Here is a 22,572-nt window from a genome sequence, read left to right as displayed (position 1 = left end):
CCGCGCTGCTCGTCCTGCACGTCCTGCCCGGCGACCACTCGGCCTGGATACGTGACTCGCAGACCGCGGTGAAGGAGACCGGCAAGGCCCTGATCGCCTGGGACCAGTGGGGCAGCAACCCCTCCCGCGCCGCCGGAGCGGTCACCTTCAACGTCCTGACCACCGTCTTCACCGGCGGCACCGGCGGCGCAGCAGCAGGCGCGGGCAAAGCCGGCCTGGCCGCCAAGGCCCTCTCCCTCACCAGCAAGACCGCCCGCGCCGTGGACCCCATGACCTACGTCTTCAAGGGCGCAGGCGCCGGACTGTCGAAGATCAGCGACGTCATGGCCGGCCTCAAGGGCCTGGGCAAGTTCGAGGCTCCAACCATCAACGTGGACGGTGCGATCGCTCTCCCCGAGGGTGCCGTCCACCTCCCCGACGGGGCGATCCACCTCCCGTCAGGCTCGGCGGTCCCGGACGGGGCGATCAAGCTCCCCGACGGCAACATCAAGCTCCCCGAAGGCACCACCACCTTTCCGCCGGGCACGGTGAAGCTGCCGGTGGACGGCCCGTCGCAGTTCATGGACCCCAAGGGCAACATCTACGACGCCGCGGGCGACATCACCCAGCACGCGAAGGACGCCCCGACGGGCAAGCCGGACGCGGGCGCGGACATCCCGCGCGTCGACGCCCCGAAGGTGGACTCCCCGGCCACGGCCGGGGTCCCGGAGCGCGAGCTGGTAGGCGTCGGCGGCCGCGACGGCGACGACGCGATCCGTCTGGGCAGCGACATCTCCGACCCACTCCACAGGGGCGACCACACCCCGGACCACACCCCCGGCGGCCACGCGGGCGACCAGATGCCCACGAACAATCTGGACAGCACCCCCCGAGGCGGCGGCCACGCCGACGGCCCCTCGGGTACCAGCCACGGTGACGGCCCTTCCAGCACAGGCGGCCACACGGAGGGGCCCGGCGGCGGTGGCCACCACGAACCCCCGTCCGCGGGCGGTGGCACCCACCTCCCGGAGAACCCGGGCACTTGGACGACGCGGCGCACGGCGCGGATGATGCGGCGCACCCGGCGCACCCCCCGGGCGATCGGCAGCTGACCGCTGAAGAGATCAAGGTCAAGCAGGACGAATTCGTCCGGCGTGCGAATGACCCGGACAAGTCCTGGTTCGACCTCTACTATCGGTCGGACGGCCATCGCCACAGCATCCACACCAAGATCGACGGGGTCGAACTACCCATCCTCGCAAAGGACAGCGACGGATCCTGGATCTCCAAGCACGACCTGCCCTCGGCCCCGTCGGAGATCAGGTACGGCCGCGACCCACTGACTCGCGGGAGCACCCCGGTCGACCAGATCGACCACCTCGACGATGTCGCGAAGGATCGCAAGGTCTCTGTGGACCTGTCCAACGCCGAGCGTGCGCACAAGGCCGCGCCTACCGAGCAGACGTTGGCCGCAGTGGAGCGCGCCCGGGAACAGTTCATCGATCACTTCGACGATCAGACGTCCAACAACAGCAGCTACTCCGAGCGTCTGGGCGAGGACGCCGCGCGGCTGCACGTGGTGCCTGAGCGGTTCGAGGGTGCGGTGGAGCAGCCTCTGCCGAAGACGCCCAACGGTGCCAACATGTTCGACCAGCTGCACCGGCGGCCGGACGGCAAGCTCGTGATCATCGAGGCGAAGGCACCGAGTTCGGGGCTCATCTGGCGCAGAGGCAAGGGCGCCGCCGAGAAGTTTATGGTGCAGCAGGGCACCAGCCACTACCTGGAAACCATCATCTCTGAGAGAGAAGCCCGCCCGCTGCTTTCGGTGACCGACAGCGCAGGGAAAACCTGGACCAACGCCGATCTGGCGGCCGAGCTGAGGCCGGCGTTCGAAAGCGGAAACCTGGAGTATGCGATGGTGAAGGCCGTCGAGGGCAAGGGAACGTACGCTGGAGCGGTCCTCGAATACTTCAAGATCTCAATCCGACAAGGGAGATCAGTGGTTACGAGCGTGTCCCGCCAGAGCTATCCGGTGGCTGAGATGGGGGCAGTCGTCCCTGTGATGGAGAAGTCCCTGGCGAATTCGCTGCAGACCATCGGGACCTCACATCGTGCCAGGAGCGGGGCCCTGACAACGTCCCTGAATGTGGCGCGCGTCCGCTGTGTCGGGGACCCGGACGCAGTGATGCTGGAAACCTGGGAGTCCTGGCTGCTGACCATGCAGGTGCACTCGGCGGTCTTCGCCGCCACGTTCACCGATCAGGAGACCGTGGCCTGCAAGATCCAGCAGGAGGAGCGCCAGCTCGCCACCACCGGTCCGCAGATCTACCTCAATGCGGGGACCTGGCTCAACGCTTTCTTCCTGGCGCTGATCTGCCGGGAGACGGCCCGCCTCGACATGCTGGCGCGGGTGCCCGCGTCGTTGCTGCGTGACTGCGGTGGTGTGCTGGACGAGTACGTCTACGCCTGGGTGGAGACCCTCCGGAGCTTCTGGCTGAGGCATGACGATGTCAGCCAGCACTTGGTGCGAGCCGTGGATCTGAGTGCTCCTGAGGTCACTCACGTCCTCGACGCCGAGACCATGAGCAAGCTGGAGTACCCGCCGATCATGATGTTCTACCGCTACTTGCGCAACGACGCAGCAGGCTTCAACGAGGCCCTGAACGATGCCCTGTGCTGGCACAAGGAGTACTGGACGGCCGACGAGGACCGCGTCCAGAACATCGAAGGAGTCGTGTCCATCGCCCCGCTGGCGGTGGCGTGCCTGGCGAAGGCCAACGGCATTCCGACCGAGGTCGAGTCCGGCTACCTGCCGACCGCCCTGCTGGACTTCGCCTGGCGCGGCGAGTTCGACGCGTAGCTTCCCCAGCGCAGCATCAAGGCCCCTACCAGCGACGAAAGTCCAGGCAGGGGCCTTGATCAATGCGGGCTTACTTCTTCTTCGAGGCTACTAACAGGAGTAATCCGTGACGGTGATTGTGGAGCGGCACGCCATTCCTACGGTCGACCAGCAGGTCACCGAGCGCCTCGCCGAGGAGTTCGAGACGAGCATCCAGAATCTGAATGCCTCGCCTGCGATCGTCGGCATGGCACTGAGCGAGGCACTCCTGCAGGTGCAGGCGAACCAGGCCTTCAATCCGCGTGGCAACCGTTTTGCCACGTGGGATTCCACCGTCTCAGCCATGCAGGTGGGTACGGCGGCCTTTGCCGCCGCCTCCGTCACCGAAGGCTTGGTTGAGACGCGCGTCGCACACGAGATGCGCACCATCAAGGCCACGGGTCCCCAGTTCTACGCAAACGCCGGAAACTGGCTGACCACGCTCTGGTTCGTCGCGGTTTGCCGGGATCAGCCACGTATGGACGCGATGTGCCAGATTCCGCTCGATCTCCTGCAGTCGTCCGGCGCCGAGGGCGACGAGTACGTCTACCACTGGGTGGACGCCCTGCAGACTTACTGGCGCGAGCAACCGGGGCTGCCGGAGAAACTGACGGCGGCCATCGAGCAGTCCCATCCGGACATCGCCACGATCACGCCGCGCGATCTGCTCCAGTGCGTGCTGTACCCACCGATCAACCTCTTCTACCAGTTCCTGCGCAAGGACCACGCCGGGTTCAACCAGGCGCTCGTGGAGGCTCTGGAACTCCACAAGGCGTACTGGAGTGCGCCGGAGCGTTCGGGGGACATCGCGGGGTTCCTGGCCCTCGGGCCGCTGGCCGTCGCATGCCTCGCGTACGACGCAGGCTTCCCCATCGAGGTCGAGTCCGAGTACCTGCCCGTCCGCCTCCTGGACCGTTCCTGGGTGGGCGAGTTCGACACGTGATGCCACCGGGCGGGAGGGCCACGGCAGTGGATACCAGCCGGTCCGTGCCCGTGATTATTGCCCGGCATGGCATACCGGGCGGACCTGATGCCGAGAGGATGGTGGAGCAACCCGGCGAGCGGATGGCCCGGCGAATCGGCACTCTTGAAGAATCAGTCGACGTGATCGATTTCGCGTTCAACTCCTGCCTCCCGACTCTGCGTGCTCGCTGCGTCATTGACCCACGAGCGCCGACAGTGGGGACGTGGGAAGCCACGGTCAACCCGATCCAGCTGGGTGCGGCCCTGCGAGCGAGTGTTCCGTCGAGTGCAGCATCAACCGCAAGCTGCGGACTCTTCCGGCAGGGGCCCGCTGCCGACAGTTGATGCGGGGAACTGCCTGACAGCCTTTTGACTGACTGTCATCTTGCCGTGACCAGACGCGGATGACGCAGTTCTGCGAGATTCTCCTGGATCAACTGCGCTCCCCGGCGGGGCAGCCCGGCTGGCCAACGAGGACCCGGACTAGCAGACGGAGCATTACGACAAGTGGGGTCCCGGCTAGCGCAACAATGCCGACGAGCTGGTCGACAGCCAACTCCTGCCAAAGCTGACCGAGAAGGCTCCTGGCACTTGGACAGCCACATCCGAGCTACGTCCTCGTCCAGGCCCCTGAGAACACCGGTCATGCTGGGGCCGTACTCAAGTACTTCAAACTCTTCTGAGGAGAAACGCGTTGGTCTCGATCATTCCCCGCCACCCCTTCCCCACGGAGCACGCGGAAGGGGGCATCGCCGTTCTCCAGGAGAGCGCTGACAGGTGGATCGACGGGCTGGAAGCGGACTCCACCGGTCTGGGCGAGGCCTTCGGCACCTGCATCACGCTGGCCAAAGCGCACTGCCTGCTGGACCCGCGAGGATCGATCTTCCCCACCTGGAACGCCTGGGTGAACGCCATGCAGCTCGGCTCCGCCGCGTTCGCTGCCGCGACCACAACCGAGAGCCACGTCCAGTGCCGCATCGCGCACAAGGACCGCACCCTCCAGGCCACCGGCCCGCAGCCGTACGTGGCCCCGAGCACCTGGCTCACCGCCTTCTACTTCGCCGTGGTGTGCCGGGAACGGGACAGGATCACCGCCCTGTGCCGAGTGCCCCTGTCCCTGCTGCGGGAGAACGGCGCACGCTACAAGGAGTTCGACTACGCCTGGATCGACGCCCTCCAGACCTACTGGCTCGGCAGCGACGACCTCGGCTCAAAGCTGGTGGCCGCCATCGGCGGCGCGGACTCGGACACCAGCGCCGACCAGGAGATGGTGAGCAAGATCCTCTACCCACCGATGGAGATGTTCCACCGGGTCGTCCGCAACGACCACGCCGGTTTCAACCGCGCTCTCGCCGCCGCCCTCCAGTGGCACAAGGAGTACTGGTCCCACGAGGACCGGGCCGGTCTGGTCCCGGGCCTCGTCGCGCTCGCACCGCTCGCCATGGCCTGCTTCGCCCACGACGCGGGCATCCCCATCGAAGTCGAGTCCGAGTACCTGCCCGCCACCCTCCTGGGACGCAACTGGTGCGGCGAATTCCCCACGTAAGGCACACATGACCACCGTCGTTCCCCGCCACGCGTTCCGTACGGACAACGCGGCCGAGGCCATGGCGCCGATCGTCGCGTCAGCCCAGGACGCAGTCGAGGGCAAGGGTACGTACGCTGGAGCGGTCCTCGAATACCCCAAGATCTGAATCTGGCAGGGGAGATCAGTGGTCAGGAGTGTGTCCCGCCAGAGCTATCCGACGGCTGCGATGGAGACAATCGTCCCCGTCATGGAGAAGTCCCTGGCCGATTCGCTGCAGACCATCGGGACCTCACATCGCGCCAGGAGCGGGGCTCTGGCCACATCCCTCGACATGGCGCGCATCCGCTGCATCGGGGGCCCCGGACGCGGTGATGCTGGAGACCTGGGAGTCCTGGCTACTGACCATGCAAGTGCACTCGGCGGTCTTCGCCGCCGCGTTCACCGATCAGGAGACATCGCGCCCGAGGACGGGCTCTGACGCCGGAGTTCGGACACCGCGGACACCAGATCCCGGGGATCTGTCGCCACCGATCCGGGAGTGGGCGCGGAGATGCTGCGGAACTGGATCCGGGCGACTGACGAACGGCGCCCGGGTGTGCGCTCTGCCTGCCCGTCAGACCGCCGGGGACCGGCTCGCCCGGCGCACACGCGCAGTCCATATTGAGTCGGACGGCACCTACGGCGTCCTTAGGATCGCCGAACCCGCCGGCTGGTGCCGGGCCTCACCGCCGAGGAGAAGCGCCGGCCTCCGCCCAGGCGCAAGCGAACCGTTCGTGCGCAGGCGGCGGGACGGCGGCCGGAGGCGTCGACGCGGGGCGCGGGGCCTTCGCGGCGGTGAGTTCCTTGCGGACGGCGCGGTGGTGGTCGAGGGTCCAGGTGTTCCAGCGGCGTACGGTGCGGTCGGCCGGGCGGTCGAAGGCGTGCAGCTGGAGGTGGAGGGCCGCCGCGTCGCGGCCGACACCCAGGGACGCCGCCACCTCGTCCACCAGGGCCGGGACGCTGAAGAGCGGGTTGGCCTCGTACTGGCCGGGTGGGACCGGGGTGGTTGCCGAGCGGTCCGCCAAGGCGCGCAGGGCGGTGAGCTGATCGGCCGGGATGTCCGTGAGCCGGCCGAGCAGCAGGCGGGCACCCTCCGCGACCGGGTCGCCCACCGGTCGCTCGCTGAACGCCCAGGTGAGGGCGGTGACGGCGGACCGTATCCCCTCCGCGTCCAGCGGCGCTTCCGCCAGGCGCCCGGTGAGCAGGGCGGTGGCCCAGGTCTCGGGCAGGCCGTGGTCCTTGGCCAGCGCGGCTCCATGGCTGCCGTCGTCGGCGTACGGGGTGACCGCGAGCCGTTCGGACCATTCGGCGGCCATCCGGTCCGCGGCAGCGGTCATGCCACCGGGGGCCCAGAGCTCCGCCGGGTCGGCGGGGACGGCGGCGGCGAGCACGGCGCGCCGGCCCTTGGGGCGGAGGTTCATCCGCGCGACGTCGTACTCGTGCACCAGGGCCCGGTCGGCCTTGTACGGCTTGGCGCGGCACAGCTTCAGGTGTACCGCGTAGTCGTCGCTGCCGGCGAAGCCGTCGAGTACCAGGGCGGCGATCGCGCGCGGCACCCCCGTACGCCACCGGAACAGGTCCACGGCCTCCTCGGGCACCGGCAGCGGGCCGCGTTCGGCGAGGAGGGCGAGCAGGCGCGGGATCCGGGTGGTGTCGTCGCCCGTGACGGTGCGGGTCTCGCACTCCTCGGCGCCGGCGGGCGCCGGGTCGGCGGCCCGTTGGAGGAAGGGGACGAGGTCGCTGCGGACCGGGCCTGAGGCCACCGGGACGCCGGACGCGCGGAGTTCGGCGATCCCGGGCTCGGGGGCGCGGCCGGTGCGCCAGGTGGTGCCCCGTTCCGCGAACGGCTGGCGGCTCCACACGTCGAGCAGCGCGGTCAGTGCCTGCCGGTGCTCGTCCGGGGTGGCGGCGACGACGGCCCGCCAGGCCACGACATCGGTCCGGCCGGTCAGCACCGCCCACTCGGGCGGGGGCGCGGGCAGGGCCAGCACCCGCACCTCGTCGTCGATCTCACCGCGCAGATACCGGCCGTCGGCGGCGACCGCGGTGAGCAGGGCCGGCTGCGGCTGCGACGGCCGCTCCTCGTACCCCCTCAGCCGGGCCAGCAGGCCGTGCAGGGCCGGGACGAGCCGGGTGTCGGGCACCGGGTCGGGCAGCTCGACGACCGGACCGGAGCGCATGACGGCCACCCGGTGCGACAGCTCCTCGCGGCGGCGCAGCACATCGGCGGCGAGACGGACGGCGCGCGCGACCCCCTGCCGGATCCGGGGATCGGTCACTCCGGGCAGTCCGTCCTCGGCGCCGGAGCGCAGCAGCTCGCGGACGGCCTCTTCGGTGACCGCGCGCAGAGCGCGGGAGGAGGGCTCGTCGCGCGGGGTGAGGAAGTGCCAGAAGGCGGGCGGCGGTACGGGACCGGCCTGCTCGCCGAGGGTGGCCCGCACCGGTCCGCGGTGGCGGCTGCCGGGGAAGCCCCGGACCTGCCAGAGCAGTGAGTTGTCCTCAGCGGCATGGCAGCGGACGGTGGTGCTGCCGACCACGACGGCGTCCTCGCCGCCGGCCGGGAGGGCGAGGATGCCCCACGGGCGGCGGCCCCAGACGGTGGTGCGGTAGGAGGCCGTACGGCCGTCGGCGGACTCCAGCACGAACTCGCGGGGCGAGGGGCCCGCGTACGGGGTGCGGTAGTTGACCCGGCAGCCGGTGAGGCGGCCGTCCTGGCCGAGCGGGGACGGCGGGGCGCCGGGCGGCAGTTCGGCGAGGATGCGGTGGTCGGGGAAGGGCCTGGTGCCGTCCGGGAACGAGTCGGGGCGGTGGAAGTCGGGCAGGGTGCGGTCGGCGGTGGGCACACCGGTGGCGGGGTCCAGGCGGGCCCATCCCCTGCTGCCCCTGTCCTCGCTGAACACCTCGGTGCTCCAGAAGTCCCGGCCGTCGTACATCTGGTAGTCGCGGTGGCCGATGCCCGCGGTGTCTCCGGGGCGCAGGACGTTCTCGCCGTCGAACCGGCCGCCGCCGTCCGGGGTCTGGAACTGGTAGCCGAGGCCGCCCTGGATGCTGCCGCCGTAGGGGCGCAGCCCGTAGGACTGCTCCGGCTCGAACGTGTCGGCGGGGCTGCCGGACCAGTACGCCGTACTGACCCCGTTCCCGTCGCCCGAGCCCGTCCAGGCGACGAGGAACTGGCCGCCGACCCAGTGCACCGTGGGATGGCCGGCGCCTTCCGGAAGCTCCAGGGTGTGCTCGCCGCGCCGTCCTTCGTGGTCGACGGCGAACGCGCGGGTCTCCCCGTACACCGTGAGCACCGGCCAGGTGCAGGTGGTGTGGACCGTCTCGTCCGGCCGGAATTCGGCGAGGGCCTCCTCCAGTGCGGTCCAGCCCAGCTCCTCGGGCAGGCCGGAACGCAGGGCGCGGGCCAGCGGGCCGGTGAGGTCCAGCGCTTCGAGAGCCTCCTCGATGCCGTCCAGGGCGATGGCGGTGGGCCGGTCGAGGAGGCCGTGCAGCTCCTCGACGGCCTCGTCGGCGGCGGCGAGCCCGCCGCCGCGCAGCGCGTCGAGGAGCTTCTCGATCCGGCCGTGCACCTCGGCCGCGATGCCCGGATTGTGCGGGAGCCGGCTGATGGCGGAGCCTCCCCCGGGCCGGAGCCCGGCGTGCACCGTGCCTTCGAGCCGGGAGCCGAAAACGGGGTCGGCGGCAAGCGCCCTGAGGTCGCGCCGCGCTTCCTTGTCCCAGAACTCCAGGGAGATGGTGGGGCCGGGATCGTGGACGGGGATCCCCTCGGCAAGGCACACGTCGAGCAGGTCGGCGTCCAGATGCGGCCCACCGGTAGCGGTCCTCGTGGAGCCGGACCGGGGTGCCGTCCTCCTTCAGCAGCGGCGCGAACCGGGCCACCAGGTCGAACAGCTCGGCGGGCATGGCCTGGCGGGTCACTCCGCCGCCGGCGACCGTGCGGTGGGAGTACTGGGTGGCGTACCGCCGCAGCCACTCGCCGAGGCCGCCCTCGGGGGTGATCCGGCCGGCCGCGGCGGCGTCGGCGGCCCCGCAGCCGAGGAGCAGCCGCAGCCAGGCGGCCGCGTCGTTCTTCGACTCGGGGAACAGGTCGAGCAGGGCGGTGGCCCGGTCGTCGGCCGGCGGGTGAGCGGCGAGCGGGCCGAGCGCCGCGTCGAGCAGCCGGTCCGGCACGGCCTTGCCGCGGGCGGAGGCGAGCACCTCGCCCAGCACCCGCGCCTCCTCGTCGGCGCCGAGACCGGCCGCACGCGCGGAATCCCGGACCCGGCGGGCCAGATCGGCGGGGAGCTCGCCCGGCGACGCCGCCCAGACGGCCAGCAGCCGCACGAACTCGCGGTGTGCGTCGCCCGGTTCGAACACCTCGGCCAGCCAGGCCGGGGCGCCGCCGAGTTCGGTGGCGGGAAGCGCGCCGAACCGGGCGAACAGCTGAAGGTTCGCCCACTGCCAGTCGGGGTCGACGGGCAGCCCGTGGGTCCGCTCCGCAGCGCGCGCGTTCGCGTACGCGCGGGCGGCGGAACGGCGGTGCGTCTCCAGCATCCAGTGCCCGATGGTGTCCCAGAACCACGGCAGATGGGCGGCCGGCAACCCCCGGGCCAGGCGCCCCGCATCGTCCACGAACCGCCCGGGCTTCTCCCAGGCCCTGTGCCGGCCGCGGTCCGCCTGCTCCAGCACATCACGGGCATCGGCCTCGGCGCCGGGGACCCGGGCGCGCGCCCAGTCGACGTACGTCTCGGAGATGCGGTGATTGGCCGGGAGCGGAACGGGAGTTCCGGTGCTGCTGGTCATGTGTACGAGTCTGGCAGGCGGCACTGACAACCGACCGCCCCCGTTGTCCGGGGGCTTGTGTAGGGTCCCGCCATGCCTGCCTTCCGCGACTTCAACTTCAAGCTGCTGGTCATCGAGAAGCTCATGTACGAGGACAAGACGCTCACCCCGGCCTTCAGCATCGACGAATGCCTGCGGGCCAAGGGAATCGACGACGCGCAGCTCTACGCGTTCGACAACGATCTCGCCTACACGGTGCTCGAAGAGGCCCGCGCCTACTTCGAGGCACTGGAGATCAGCGAGGAACTGCTCGCGACGGTGGACACCTTCCTCGTCGACGGCGGGCACCAGGTGTACTACGAGTGCTCCCCGGTCTGGGACGGCGAGGACGACCTGTTCGACGTGGGGTCGCTCGACGACCTCGACCTGCTGCCGAACCTGCGGCGGATCGTGGGCACCCGCGATTGCGGGCTGGGCGTCCCGTTCAAGGCCGAGATCCTCGAGGCCCGGGGCATCATCGCCGACTGAGGCGCAAGAACGTTCTACTCCGACCTCGGTGACGCCAGCTCTGGTGACTCCAGCCGTGGTGACTCCGGGTCAAGTGATCGGACAACGTGTTCGGTCGGCGCGGCGCGGGCATGATCAACGGCATGAACGACGAGCCGGGCAGGATCCTCCGCTGGAACTTCTTCATCGGCGGCCACCTGAGCGCGTCGGTGCCCGTACGTCTCGTCGAGCGCACCGACGCCGGCCAGCTGGTGTGGATGGAGAGCGGCACACCCATGTGGCGCACGAAGCTTCCGCGCGGGAGACATCTGCGGGACATCGCCCCGGACGACCGCCCCGCCGACGGCTACCCGGTGGTCGCCGACCGCTGGCCGATGGGCAACGCGCTCTTCTACCAGCCGGCCGGCGCCGCCCACTCGGTCCTCTGGCTCTTCGGGCGTGGACGGAAGTTCCGTGGCTGGTACGTAAATCTGGAGCGCCGGATCCATCGCGGTGACGACATCGACATCACCGACCACGAACTCGACATCAACGTGGCGCCGGACCGGACCTGGAAGTGGAAGGACGAGGAGTCCTTCGCCGAGAAAACCGGCCACCCCGTCTACTGGACGGCCGACGAGGCGTCCGCGATCCGGGACGAGGGTGCCTCGGTTGTCCGGCTCGCCGAGGCCGGAACGTTTCCCTTCGACGGCACCTGGTGCGATTTCCGGCCACCGCCCACCTGGACAACGCCGCCCCGGCCGCCCGTTCCCCGCCATCCACTGCTCTGACCGCCGCCTGCCCCGACCAGGCACGACGCGCTGACCAGGGCATGCGCAAAATTCTCGGCCAGGGTGGCGGGATGGCAATCATTGCCCGGGGTCACACCCCGTGATACACAGAGTAACCATACATATTCGGTCACACACCATCTCGATCCACGGGGCAGGGCGGCCGGACCGGCCAAATGTACGAGATCCGGGTAAAGAGAGCTGTCAAGCCGTCGTGCGAGAGCAGTTTCATCAGCGAAGATAGAGAGCGACCCGTGCCGTCCGGCACGGGCAATGAACTACCCAACAGGGGCGGTGACTTACATGATCCTGGCAGCTGAAAAGGGCGACATCACCACCATCATCGGCGGAATCGCCCCGAACTGGGGGCCGTTCGGGACCTTGGGCAACGAGGCCCGCGTAATGATCGAGGTCGTGATGGCCATCGCCATCCTGCTCTGCCTCGGCATCGCGGTCTGGGGTGCGGCGAAGCAGCGCATCGGTGCGACGGCACTGCGCGACACGTTCAGCGCGGAGCAGGGCAAGGGGCTGATCGTTGCCGGTTTGACCGGTGTGTTCATCATTGGATCCCTTGGAACCGTGTTCACCATCGTCTACGGAATGGCCGTCTGACCGGCTGTCATTCCACGCCAGGGGCAGTCCCGCCCACTCCCACACCATCCGTCCGTCGTGCCCACCGGCAGAGGTTGCGTCTCCCTGATGTCGAGTCACCACACCGCGTCTGCGCGGAAACCCGCACGGCTACCGTCGTACTACCCGGTTCAGGCAACGGTTGAGGGGGCGTACGCGGCATGAGCCTCGGCGACGAGAACGGCTACGGCAACGACTCAGGTCGTAACGACGATGGATTCAGCACCATCGGCGGTACGCGCCAGACCCGTACCCGCCTTCCTGACGGCGAGGGCGGCGACGGCTACGGCGCCCCCCGCCGGCCCGCCCGCAAATCCCGCTCCCTGGTCACGGTGGTCGGCGTGGTCGTCCTCCTGATCGCGGCTATCGCGTTCGCGAACATGGGCGGGGGCGCCGGGAACGGCAACAACGGCGACGGCTCGGGGAGCGGGGGGAGTAAGCCGGAATCGTCGTCCACGGCGGCTACGGGGACGAAGCCGGTGACGGGGAAGAACGGGTCGATCCCGTCGGGGTTCGCCCATGACGAGCAGGGGGCGCAGAGCGCGGCGGCGAACTACGCAGTAGCACTCGGCTCGACCGACATGTTCGACAGGGACCGTCGCCGCGCGGTCATCACCGCCGTGTACGCCCCTGAGGTCGCTGCCGCTCGCCAGGGCGACCTGGACAGGGTGTACTCCGGTCAGGATTTCCTGACCAGCATTGGGCTGAACGCTGATGGCACCACGCCGGCTGGGCTCACCTTCATCTCGCGCTCCAACCCGGTCGGCACCAAGGTCGTGAAGTTCAACGGCGACTCCGCAAGCGTCGCCGTTTGGTACTCGGCTCTGTTCGGGCTGGCTGGCGAAGGTTCCAAGAACCCGGTCTCCGAGAGCTGGTTCACCAACACGTTCGAACTGGCGTGGATCGACGGAGACTGGAATGTCACCGACTTCTCGCAGAAGGACGGCCCCACCCCCGTCGGCCGTGACCAGGCTGCTTCCTCTGCGGAGGACATGGCCAACGCCGTGGAACAGTTCGGAGGGTTCACATATGCCCGGTAAACGATCCAGTCGAGCCCTTTCGCTCGCGGCGGCAGCAGCCAGTCTGCAGGTCACGCTCGTACTACTGGGCAGCCGCGCATCCGCTGAGCCCTCTCCGAGCCCGTCACCCAGCGGTAGCAACAATGCGTGCGACCTCATCCGCGGCCCCGCCAAGGACTACTGCGAAAGAGGCGAATCCGGCGCTCCCAAGGACCTGCCCTCCACCCTCGACAACTCCCAGGACCCCCTCACCTCCCTCGCCCGCGGCTGCGCCGACGCCGCCGCATGGATCGTCGGCAAGCTCAGCGAGGCCGTGAAGAGCACCGCCAACGTCGACTTCACGAACACCAAGTTCCTCCAGCAGTACGCGATCGTCTTCGCCGCCTCCACCGTCCTGACGCTCATCCTGTGGCTGCTCGCCGTGGCCAAGCGGGCGATCCGTGGCGTGCCGCTGACCACCGCGATCTCCGAAGCCATCGGGTTCCTGTGGCTGACGGTCCTCGCGTCCGCGTTCACTCCGCTGATCCTCTACACGATCGTCTCCGCGACCGACGGCGTCACCGAAGTCATCGCCACGTCCTCGGGCGGGCAGACCGACGTCTTCTTCGGATCGTTCGCCGAAGCCCTCAAGAAGGGCTCCGACATCGGCGGCGGACCGATCATGCTGATCGTCGTCTCGCTCGTGTCGATCCTCGCCGCGGGCGTCCTCTGGCTGGAGCTCGTCATCCGGGCCGCCCTGCTCTACGTCGGCGCCCTGCTCGGCACCGTCGTCTACGCGGGGCTCGTCGACAAGAACATGTGGGGCCACGTCCGGCGCTGGGCGGGCATCATGATCGCGGTGATCATGGTGAAGCCGGTCATCGCCGTCGTGCTCGGGCTGGCCGGTGCGCTCTCCCAGAACGAGGGGCCGAACGCGATCTCCGCCGTCGTGTCCGGTCTCGCCATCATCCTGCTGGCGATCTTCGCCTCCGCGATGATCTACCGGTTCGTCCCCGGTTTCGGCGACGAGATCCAGGGTGCCCGTACCAACCGCAAGCAGGCCACCGACGGCTCCCAGGCCGCCGCGATGATCAGCTCCCCCGCCGCTCTGGTCTCCCAGGGCATCAAGACCCACAGCGGTCGCAGCGGCCAGAACAGCGGCGACAGCGGCAGCGGCGGGGGCCGGCCCGCCAACGCGGTCAGCGGCGGAGTCGCCGCGCACAGCTCCCGCAACACCGGCGGGAGCGGAGTCGGCGGCGGATCCGTCCCCTCCGCCGCACCTCCGCCGCGCAGCGGATCGGGGCCGACCTCCGGCACCCCCCACGGCAGCCGCTCCCACCGAGGTGGCGGATCAGGCAGTTCAGGTAACAACAGCACGGGAGGTGGAGGGCGTTGACGACTCAGTCCCACACGATCGCGCCCCGCCGTACGTATCTCATCGGCCGGGCCCGGCCGAACGCGATCGTCGGCAAGAACCGCGAGACCGGCGAGATCGCGCTGATCATCGTCGGCGCGTTCCTCGGCATGGTGAGCGGGCTGGCCGTCCCCTACCTGGGCCCGCGGATCGTGCTGCTCGTGGGCTTCCCCCTGCTCGCCCTGGCGATCGTGTACCTCCCGTACAAACACCGCACCTTCTACAAATGGTTCGAGATCAACCGCAGCTACAAGCGCTCCCTGCGCCGCGGTACGGCCTACCGCTCCGGCGCCATGGAGGCGGGCGTCGGCGTCGACGGGCGCGAGGTCGAGATCGGACCGCCCCCCGGCATCGGCCGGATCAACTGGCTCGCCGCCCCCTTCGGTCCGGACGAGATCGCCGTGCTCCTGCACGCCGACCGCCGCACCGTCACCGCCGCGATCGAGATCGAGGGCCCCGGCGTCGGGCTGCGCGACAGCGAGGACCAGGAAGCCCTCGTCGACCGGTTCGGCACGCTGCTGAAGCACGTCGCCAACGGCGACGGTTTCGTGACCCGCATTCAGATGCTGGCCCGTACCCTGCCCGCCGACCCCGACGCGCACGCCAAGGACGTCGCCCAGCGCGGCGACAAGACGTCCCCGGGCTGGCTCCAGGAGTCGTACGACCAGCTCCAGTCCATGGTCTCCACCTCCAGCGAGCAGCACCGCGCCTACCTCGTGGCCTGCATGCACTACACCCGCGAACTGGCCGCCGAGGCCAACGCCATGGCCCGTGCCGCCCGCCCCCAGGCCGGCCGCAGGCTCGACCGGGACGCGGGCCTCGCCGTCGTCATGGCACGCGAGCTCACCGACATCTGCGCCCGCCTCGCCGAGGCCGACATCCGGGTCCGCCAGCCGCTCGGCCAGAGCCGGCTCGCCTCCCTCGTGCACTCGATGTACGACCCCGACCACCCCATCGACCACATCCAGGCCATGACCAGGCGCAACGCCTGGCCGGCCGAACTCGACGCGGTCGAGCCCACGTTCCTCCAGGCCAAGACCCGCGAGTCGGTCACCCGCGCCCCCTGGTGCCACTCCACGGCCTGGGTGAAGGAGTGGCCGATGACCCCCGTCGGCGTCAACTTCCTGGCCCCGCTCCTCGTCCACACCCCCGATGTGATCCGTACGGTCGCGGTCTGCATGGACCTCGAACCCACCGAGGTCGCCATCGAGCGGATGCTCACCGAGAAGACGAACGACGAGGCGGAAGCCAGCCGTCAGGCCAAGATGAACCGCACCGTCGACCCGCGCGACATCGCCGCACACGGCCGGCTCGACCAGCGCGGTGAAGATCTCGCGAGCGGCGCGGCGGGCGTGAATCTCGTGGGGTACATCACCGTGTCGTCGCGCTCGCCGGAGGCTCTCGCCCGCGACAAGCGGACGATCCGGGCCTCGGCCGGCAAGTCGTATCTCAAGCTGGAGTGGTGCGACCGCGAGCACCACCGCGCCTTCGTGAACACCCTGCCGTTCGCCACCGGCATCCGCCGCTAGCCCCACCGCACAGCACCAGCGCCAGCACCAGCGCCAGCAGCTGCAACAAACGAGACACCCGAGACAACCGAGAGAACCGAAAGGGAGGTCGGTCACGCCATGCGAGATCCGCTGTCCGCGCTGTCGGACGCCTTCACCGCCTTCCTCTTCGGGAAGGTGGAGACGACCAGGCTGCCCGTCCGCACGTCCACGGGACAGGCCCAGGCCGTCTACCTGCCCACCGCCGCCCCCGGCCTCGGCGACTCCGGCGTGATCATCGGCCGCGAGGTCTACTCCGGCAAGGGCTACATCTACGACCCCTTCCAGCTGTACGGACAGCAGCTGCCCGCCCCGCACTGGCTGGTGCTCGGCGAGTCCGGCAACGGCAAGTCCGCGCTGGAGAAGACGTACGTGCTCCGCCAGCTCCGCTTCCGCGACCGCCAGGTCGTCGTCCTGGACGCCCAGGGCGAGGACGGCGTCGGCGAGTGGAACCTCATCGCCCAGGAGCTCGGCCTCACCCCGATCCGCCTCGACCCGACCGCCGCCCTCAACGGCGGCATCCGGCTCAACCCGCTCGACCCCTCGATCACCACCACCGGCCAGCTCGCCCTGCTCCGCACGATCATCGAGGTCGCGATGGGGCACGGCCTGGACGAGCGGTCCGGCTTCGCGCTGAAGGTCGCCCACGCCTACGTCAACGAGACGATCACCGACCGGCAGCCGGTCCTGACCGACATCGTCGACCAGCTCCGTCACCCGGAGCCCGAGTCCGCCGAGGCGATGAACGTCGACATAGACGACGTACGGGCCTGGGGCCTGGACGTCGCCCTCGTCCTGGACCGGCTGGTCGACGGTGACCTGCGCGGCATGTTCGACGGACCGACCAGCTTCGGCATCGACCTCGACGCCCCGCTGATCGTCTTCGATCTCTCGCACATCGACCGGAACTCGATCGCGATGCCGATCCTGATGGCGATCGTCGGCGTCTGGCTGGAACACACCTGGATCAGGCCCGACCGGAAGAAGCGCATCTTCCTGGTGGAAGAGGCCTGGCACATCATCAACTCCCCCTTCGTGGCACAGCTCTTCCAGCGTCTGCTGAAGTTCGGGCGCCGGCTCGGCCTGTCGTTCGTGGCCGTCGTCCACCACCTCAGCGACGTCGTCGACGGAGCGGCGGCCCGCGAGGCCGCCGCGATCCTCAAGATGGCATCGACCCGCACGATCTACGCCCAGAAGGCCGACGAGGCCAGAGCGACGGGACGCGTGCTCGGCCTGCCCCGATGGGCGGTCGAGATCATCCCGACCCTCACCCCGGGCATCGCGGTCTGGGACGTCAACGGCAACGTCCAGGTGGTCAAACACCTGATCACCGAGGCGGAACGCCCCCTGGTCTTCACCGACCGCGCGATGACCGAGTCCTCCTCCGCCGCCGAGCTCCTCCCCGAGGACGTACTCGCCGCGGACCTGGAGGCGGAGCAGCGCGCCGCACGGATCGAGCACCAACAACGGCTGAACGAGTCGTCCGAGTCAACGGTGGCATGACATGGCAGGGCGCGCTGAGGAACGTAACGGCGGCAGCGGCGGCGGCATCCCTGACGGCCTGCTGATCGGCCTGTTGGCCTTCCTGCTCGGGCTGACGCTGCTGGCGTGGACGGCCACCGGACTCGCCGGACTGTTCGCGCACGGCGCCTGGCCGGAAGGGGTCACGCTCGCCGAGACGCCCCTGTCGATACGCCGACTCGTCACCGCACCGCACGACCTCCCGGCCGCCTGGCCGAACACCCCGGCGGGCGAGCTCTCCGGGTACGGGCTCTTCTGGGGCCTGTTCATCGGCGAACTGATGGTGCTGGTGGTGCTGACGGTGTTCGTGCTGGGCGTGGTGGCACGCTGGCGGGAGGTACGGGCGCGGCAGCGGAACCAGCAGTACGAGGACGGCAACGGGGGCGATCCCGTACGGTCCCGGCAGCGGCAGGAACCCCGCCGCCAGGCACAGCCGCTCGCCACCGAGCCCGCGGCCGCCCCCATGGAACACGCACCGGCCGAGACCACCGCCCTCACGGCCCCCACGGCCCCCACTGAAGCCGATTCCGGAACCGGAACCGGAGCAAGAGCCCCCGCCCCCGTCCTCCCCCCGCTCCCCTCCCCCCGCGCCCCCCTCGTCGTCTACGGGCCGGCCGCGACGCGTCGCCCCACCGTCGTCCAGGCCATCCTCGAAGCCGACGGCCCCTCGCTCGTCGTCACCTCCGACCCCACCGTCTGGGGCGAGACGAAGGACGCCCGCGCCAAGCTCGGCCCGGTTCTCGTCTACGACCCGGGCCACCTCTGCGACACCCCGGCCCGCCTGCACTGGTCCCCCACCGCGGGCTGCGAACAGCCCGACACGGCCGCGGCCCGCTCCACCGCACTCCTGGCCCCGCTCCGGCCACAGGCCCGTATCGACGCGGCGACCGCCGACACCGCGGAAACGCTCCTGCAGTGCTGGCTGCACGCCGCCGCCATCGACGGCCGCCCCTTCCGCCAGGTCCACCGTTGGGCACTCGGCGGCAGCGCCCACGAACCGGTGCGCCTGCTCCGTACCCACCCCAAGGCGGCCTCCGGACTCGCCGGCCTGCTGGAGTCGGCGCTGACCGCCCATCCCGAGCGCCGCGAGATGGCACAGGAGTTGACGGTACGGGCCTTCGGCGCGCTGTCCTCGGTCCACATCCGCGAGGCCTGCACACCGAACCGGGCCGATTCGCTCGCGCTGGAATCTTTCGCGGCCGAAGGGGGCACCCTCTATGTGGTGGGTGAACCGATCGAGGACCCCCGCTCAGGGCCAGGAGCAATGCCCCTGCTCACGGCACTCGCCTCACACGTGGTCGAGCACGGCCGCCGCATGGCCGCACGGTCATCCGACGGTCGGCTCGACCCACCAATGACGCTGGTGCTCGACGACATCGCCGCGGTGGCACCCCTCCCCCGGCTCCCGGAACTGCTGGCGACCGGCCAGGACATGGGGCTACCGGCCCTGGCACTCCTCCGCTCCCAGGAGCAGGCCCGCGCCCGCTGGTCCCAGGAACTCACCGCCTCACCCTGACGAAACGCGCTCCACCGCGTACTCGATCTCCTGCGCGGACGGGTCGCCCGGCACGGGCACCGAGCCCCCGGTCGCCACGAACCCGATCCGCCGGTAGAACGCCGCCGCCCGCGCGTTGCCCTCGTGCGCATACAGCCGCACCCGCTCGATCCGCGGCTCCGCCAGCGACCAGGCCCACTCCGTCCCCGCCCGGAACAGCTCCTCGGCCAGACCCGCGCCCCGCGCCTCGGGCCGGACGTACACACCGACCACATGCGCCTGGTGGACGCTGACGGCCTCCCCGAACCGAACCTCCGCGTCCGGCCGCTCGATCAGCACCGTGACACCACCGTCCCACCGCCCGTCCGGCGCGACGGCGACGAACTGCCGCACGTCACCGCTCCCGGCCTCGGACGCGCCGAGCGCCCGGTCCCGCCAGAACGCGTCGGAGTGGGCCACGCCCTGCTCGTACGTCTCCAGAAAGGCCACGGGCGCGACCGGATCCCGCAGCGCGGCCAGCCGCAACTCCTTGACCAGGGGCCACTCGTCGGCGCGCACGGCTCGAATCACATGTTCCATCCACCGATCCTCCCCCTACCGCCCGACCTGCGCAAACACCATTTCCCGCACCGCGTGACGTCGTACCCCGGTACTACGCGCACCACCACGTCCCGCCCCAGGTCCGACGCCTGCCGCGGTGCCGCTCCGTAGCGTCGACCGCATGATCAGGGCATACGAACTCACCAAGAAATACGGGGACAACACCGTCGTCCAGGATCTCGACTTCACGGTCCGGCCCGGCACCGTCACCGGATTCCACGACACCGACCAGGCGGCCTCGCTCGGCGACCCGGGCGTCTTCGGCGCGATCGTCGGCAACTCCGCCGGCATCACCCTGCTGAGCCTGATCGCACTCGGCCTCGGCGCCCTGCTCCGCTCCGTGCCGGGAGCCATCGGCGCCTACATCGGCGGCGTGCTGATCCTGCCGGAGGTCCTCTCCATGCTCCCGTACGACGTGGTGGAGAGCGCCATCAAGTACTTCCCGACCCAGGCGGCCGGCGTCCTCGGTTCCGCCACCCCGCTCGAAGGCGATGCCTCCACGGGCGGCGCCCTGCTCGCACTGTTGCTGTGGGCCGCAACGAGCCTGGGCGCGGCCGCCATGCTGCTGCGCCGACGCGACGCATGACCCGGCGGCGGCCAACAACGAGGATGGACGCGTGACGGACGACGACATCAACCGGACTCCGGCAGCAAAGGCCCCGGGCACCACTCCCGGCATCACCCGGATCACCGGGCACCTCCAGCGCCTGCTCCAGCGCGTCCGCGCCTTCGACCTAGGCCGGCCGATGGTCTGGAACGAGCTGCTGACCGTCTCCTGGGTGCTCTTCGCCGTACTCGACGTCACTTCGGGCGGCTGGCGCACCGTGGCCCTCAACCCGAACGTGTCCGGGACACCGGTCCTGCTGATGAGCGTGGCCTTCTCCGCCCCGCTGCTGTGGCGGCGTACGCATCCCCTGGCCGTGCTGGCGTTCATGGCACCGGTCTCGCTGGTGAACGCCTGGTCCGGCGCCGTCATCCAGGCCGCCTTCCTGCAGGAGATCGTCGTCTTCAACGTCGCCCTGCGGCTGCCCGGACGGGCCCTGGCGTGGGCGGGCGCCCTGGTGGCCGCCCCGCTGGTGGCCGGCGCGGTGCACCGCCCGCACAGCTGGGACCCGCTGATCGTTCCCCACCTCTGGGCGTTCGCGCTCTCGGCGATGCTCGGGATCGTGGTCCGTACGCGCAAGGAGTACACGGAAGCCCTCGTCGACCGGGCCCGTCGGCTGGAGCTGGAACGCGACCAGCAGGCCCGGCTCGCGGCCGCCGCCGAACGGACCCGCATCGCCAGGGAGATGCACGACATCATCGGCCACAACCTGTCCGTCATCACGGGCCTCGCGGACGGCGGCGCCTACGCGGCGGCCAAGAGCCCGGAACGGGCCGCCCAGGCCCTGGAGGCCATCGGCACGACGAGCCGCCAGGCCCTCACCGAACTCCGCCGCCTGCTCGGCGTCCTGCGCGACCACCCCGCCGAGGCGGACCGCACCCCGCAGCCGACCCTGGACGACATGGACGAACTCCTCACCGGCGTACGGACGGCGGGCCTCCCCGTGCGCCTGCGCATCCACGGAACGCCCCCGTCCGCCCCGCCCACCGCGGGACGGCAGTTGACGGTCTATCGGGTGGTGCAGGAGGCCCTGACGAATACCCTGAAGCACGGCGGCACGGACCCGTCGCCGACTGCGGAGGTCACCCTGACCTACCGGCCGACGGAACTGGAAGCCCTGATCACGGGCACGGGCACCATCGGCCGTCGCGGTACCGAGGGCGGCGGCGGACAGGGGATCACCGGAATGCGTGAGCGGGCGTCCCTGTACGACGGCACACTCGACGCGGGCCCGCTGCCGGAATCCGCTTCCGTGAGCGGCTGGCAGGTACGACTCCGACTTTCTCTGGAGGACACACCCTCGTGACGACCGTGCTCATCGCGGACGACCAGCCGATGCAACGCTTCGGCTTCCGCATGCTGTTGGAGAGCCAGGACGACATGACCGTCGTGGGCGAGGCCGGCAACGGCCTCGAAGCCCTGAGCCTCGTTCAGCGGCATCGCCCGGACGTCGCACTGATGGACATCCGCATGCCGCTCCTGGACGGCATCGAAGCCACCCGCCGCATCGTCAAGGCCGGTGCCCGCACTCGCGTCCTCATCGTCACGACCTTCGACCTCGACCGGTACGCGTACGACGGCCTCCGCGCCGGCGCCAGCGGCTTCCTCATCAAGGACGCGCTGCCGGAGGAGCTCCTCTCCGGCATCCGGGCCGTGGCCGGCGGCGACGCGGTGGTGGCCCCGAGCCTCACCCGCCGCCTGCTGGACGCGTACGTCCAGCATCTCCCGACCGTTCCCGGCGGCCCCGCCACCCGGGACGCACGCATCGCGTCCCTCACCGAGAGGGAGCGGGAAATCCTCACTGTCATAGGTCAAGGCTGGTCCAACACGGAGATCGCCGAACGGCTCCACCTCGCCGAATCAACGGTGAAGACGCATGTCACGCGCATCCTCGCGAAGACCGGATCCCGTGACCGTGTCCAGGCGGTCATCCTGGCCTACGACACCCACCTGGTCACCCCCGCCTGAGAACACAACAAGCCGGCGACCGTCGGTAAATGTCCGTAAACGCAGAAAAGCCCCGTGCCACAAGGGCACGGGGCTTTCCCGTAAAAGGAGTTCGGCGGCGTCCTACTCTCCCACAGGGTCCCCCCTGCAGTACCATCGGCGCTGAAAGGCTTAGCTTCCGGGTTCGGAATGTAACCGGGCGTTTCCCTAACGCAATGACCACCGAAACACTATGAAATAAACAACACCGGAACAACACGGCCGTTCGTTATTTCAGAACTAACACAGTGGACGCGAGCAACTGAGGACAAGCCCTCGGCCTATTAGTACCAGTCAGCTCCACCCGTTACCGGGCTTCCACATCTGGCCTATCAACCCAGTCGTCTACTGG

General features: G+C 69.8%; 17 protein-coding genes, 2 rRNA genes and 2 pseudogenes. 17 read left to right on the top strand and 4 right to left on the bottom strand.

What is annotated here, in order from left to right; translation table 11 throughout:
* The 5 genes and pseudogenes from BT364_RS42130 to BT364_RS42125 form a co-directional block, all read left to right on the top strand.
* Positions 1-1,091: pseudogene (locus BT364_RS42130) on the top strand (hypothetical protein); the annotation flags it as partial.
* Positions 1,022-2,839 (top strand): Imm49 family immunity protein, encoded by a 1,818-nt coding sequence (locus BT364_RS43775; protein WP_256260401.1) that lies wholly within the window; start codon positions 1,022-1,024, stop codon positions 2,837-2,839. The pseudogene BT364_RS42130 and the gene BT364_RS43775, both read left to right, overlap by 70 nt.
* A 106-nt stretch (positions 2,840-2,945) precedes the next feature.
* Positions 2,946-3,800: an immunity 49 family protein gene (locus BT364_RS37260; protein WP_072489579.1), complete on the top strand. Its 855-nt coding sequence runs from the start codon at positions 2,946-2,948 to the stop codon at positions 3,798-3,800.
* 714 nt (positions 3,801-4,514) lie between these two features.
* Complete coding sequence (locus tag BT364_RS37255) at positions 4,515-5,366, top strand: immunity 49 family protein (protein WP_079179839.1); 852 nt, start codon at positions 4,515-4,517, stop codon at positions 5,364-5,366.
* Between the two features lie 7 nt (positions 5,367-5,373).
* Positions 5,374-5,514, top strand: a complete 141-nt coding sequence (locus BT364_RS42125) for a hypothetical protein (protein WP_177328385.1) — start codon at positions 5,374-5,376, stop codon at positions 5,512-5,514.
* A gap of 556 nt (positions 5,515-6,070) precedes the next feature.
* Here the strand turns inward: BT364_RS42125 and BT364_RS42120 are convergent.
* The gene (locus BT364_RS42120) at positions 6,071-9,166 is read right to left on the bottom strand and encodes a hypothetical protein (RefSeq protein ID WP_072489578.1); all 3,096 of its coding nucleotides are present in this window, start codon (positions 9,164-9,166) and stop codon (positions 6,071-6,073) included.
* Between the two features lie 46 nt (positions 9,167-9,212).
* Between BT364_RS42120 and BT364_RS37245 the strand changes: the two genes are divergently transcribed.
* From BT364_RS37245 to BT364_RS37205, 9 genes are all read left to right on the top strand, one after another.
* Positions 9,213-10,196, top strand: coding sequence for a hypothetical protein (locus BT364_RS37245; RefSeq protein ID WP_072489577.1), 984 nt, complete (start codon positions 9,213-9,215; stop codon positions 10,194-10,196).
* A gap of 45 nt (positions 10,197-10,241) precedes the next feature.
* A complete protein-coding gene (locus BT364_RS37240) occupies positions 10,242-10,676 on the top strand; it encodes a DUF6892 domain-containing protein (protein ID WP_072489576.1) in 435 nt (144 codons plus the stop codon).
* 122 nt (positions 10,677-10,798) lie between these two features.
* A complete protein-coding gene (locus tag BT364_RS37235; RefSeq protein ID WP_177328384.1) occupies positions 10,799-11,425 on the top strand; it encodes a ribonuclease FAU-1 family protein in 627 nt (208 codons plus the stop codon).
* A gap of 303 nt (positions 11,426-11,728) precedes the next feature.
* Positions 11,729-12,037, top strand: a complete 309-nt coding sequence (locus BT364_RS37230; RefSeq protein WP_072489575.1) for a hypothetical protein — start codon at positions 11,729-11,731, stop codon at positions 12,035-12,037.
* A 179-nt stretch (positions 12,038-12,216) separates the two neighbouring features.
* Entirely contained in the window at positions 12,217-13,095 is an 879-nt protein-coding gene (locus BT364_RS37225) for a hypothetical protein (protein WP_072489574.1), read from the top strand.
* Positions 13,085-14,449: a hypothetical protein gene (locus BT364_RS37220; protein ID WP_072489573.1), complete on the top strand. Its 1,365-nt coding sequence runs from the start codon at positions 13,085-13,087 to the stop codon at positions 14,447-14,449. Before BT364_RS37225 ends, BT364_RS37220 begins: the two co-directional genes overlap by 11 nt.
* On the top strand, positions 14,446-15,996 hold the full coding sequence (locus BT364_RS37215; protein WP_072489572.1) for an SCO6880 family protein: 1,551 nt from the start codon (positions 14,446-14,448) through the stop codon (positions 15,994-15,996). The genes BT364_RS37220 and BT364_RS37215 overlap by 4 nt, the downstream gene beginning before the upstream one ends.
* A 99-nt stretch (positions 15,997-16,095) precedes the next feature.
* On the top strand, positions 16,096-17,517 hold the full coding sequence (locus BT364_RS37210) for an ATP-binding protein (protein WP_072489571.1): 1,422 nt from the start codon (positions 16,096-16,098) through the stop codon (positions 17,515-17,517).
* 1 nt (position 17,518) lies between these two features.
* A complete protein-coding gene (locus BT364_RS37205) occupies positions 17,519-19,051 on the top strand; it encodes a type IV secretory system conjugative DNA transfer family protein (protein ID WP_072489570.1) in 1,533 nt (510 codons plus the stop codon).
* On the opposite strand, the gene BT364_RS37200 is transcribed toward BT364_RS37205, so the two are convergent.
* Positions 19,043-19,609, bottom strand: coding sequence for a GNAT family N-acetyltransferase (locus tag BT364_RS37200; RefSeq protein WP_072489569.1), 567 nt, complete (start codon positions 19,607-19,609; stop codon positions 19,043-19,045). The two genes, BT364_RS37205 and BT364_RS37200, sit on opposite strands and share 9 nt — an antisense overlap.
* Before the next feature lie 238 nt (positions 19,610-19,847).
* Here BT364_RS37200 and BT364_RS37195 point away from each other — a divergent pair.
* The 3 genes and pseudogenes from BT364_RS37195 to BT364_RS37185 all read left to right on the top strand — a co-directional run.
* Positions 19,848-20,216: pseudogene (locus BT364_RS37195) on the top strand (ABC transporter permease); the annotation flags it as partial.
* A 31-nt stretch (positions 20,217-20,247) separates the two neighbouring features.
* Positions 20,248-21,540 carry a sensor histidine kinase gene (locus BT364_RS37190; RefSeq protein WP_256260400.1) on the top strand — a complete coding sequence of 431 codons (1,293 nt, stop codon included), beginning with the start codon at positions 20,248-20,250 and terminating at the stop codon, positions 21,538-21,540.
* Positions 21,537-22,202, top strand: coding sequence for a response regulator (locus BT364_RS37185; RefSeq protein WP_072489568.1), 666 nt, complete (start codon positions 21,537-21,539; stop codon positions 22,200-22,202). The genes BT364_RS37190 and BT364_RS37185 overlap by 4 nt, the downstream gene beginning before the upstream one ends.
* Positions 22,203-22,291: 89 nt before the next feature.
* Here the strand turns inward: BT364_RS37185 and rrf are convergent.
* Together rrf and BT364_RS37175 are read right to left on the bottom strand one after the other, a co-directional pair.
* Positions 22,292-22,408 (bottom strand): 5S ribosomal RNA (gene rrf / locus BT364_RS37180).
* 76 nt (positions 22,409-22,484) lie between these two features.
* Positions 22,485-22,572: ribosomal RNA gene (locus tag BT364_RS37175) — 23S ribosomal RNA — on the bottom strand; the annotation flags it as partial.

This window comes from Streptomyces atratus (assembly GCF_900119365.1).
Lineage (GTDB): Bacteria > Actinomycetota > Actinomycetes > Streptomycetales > Streptomycetaceae > Streptomyces > Streptomyces atratus_B.
This window is presented reverse-complemented; position numbering and strand designations above follow the sequence as displayed.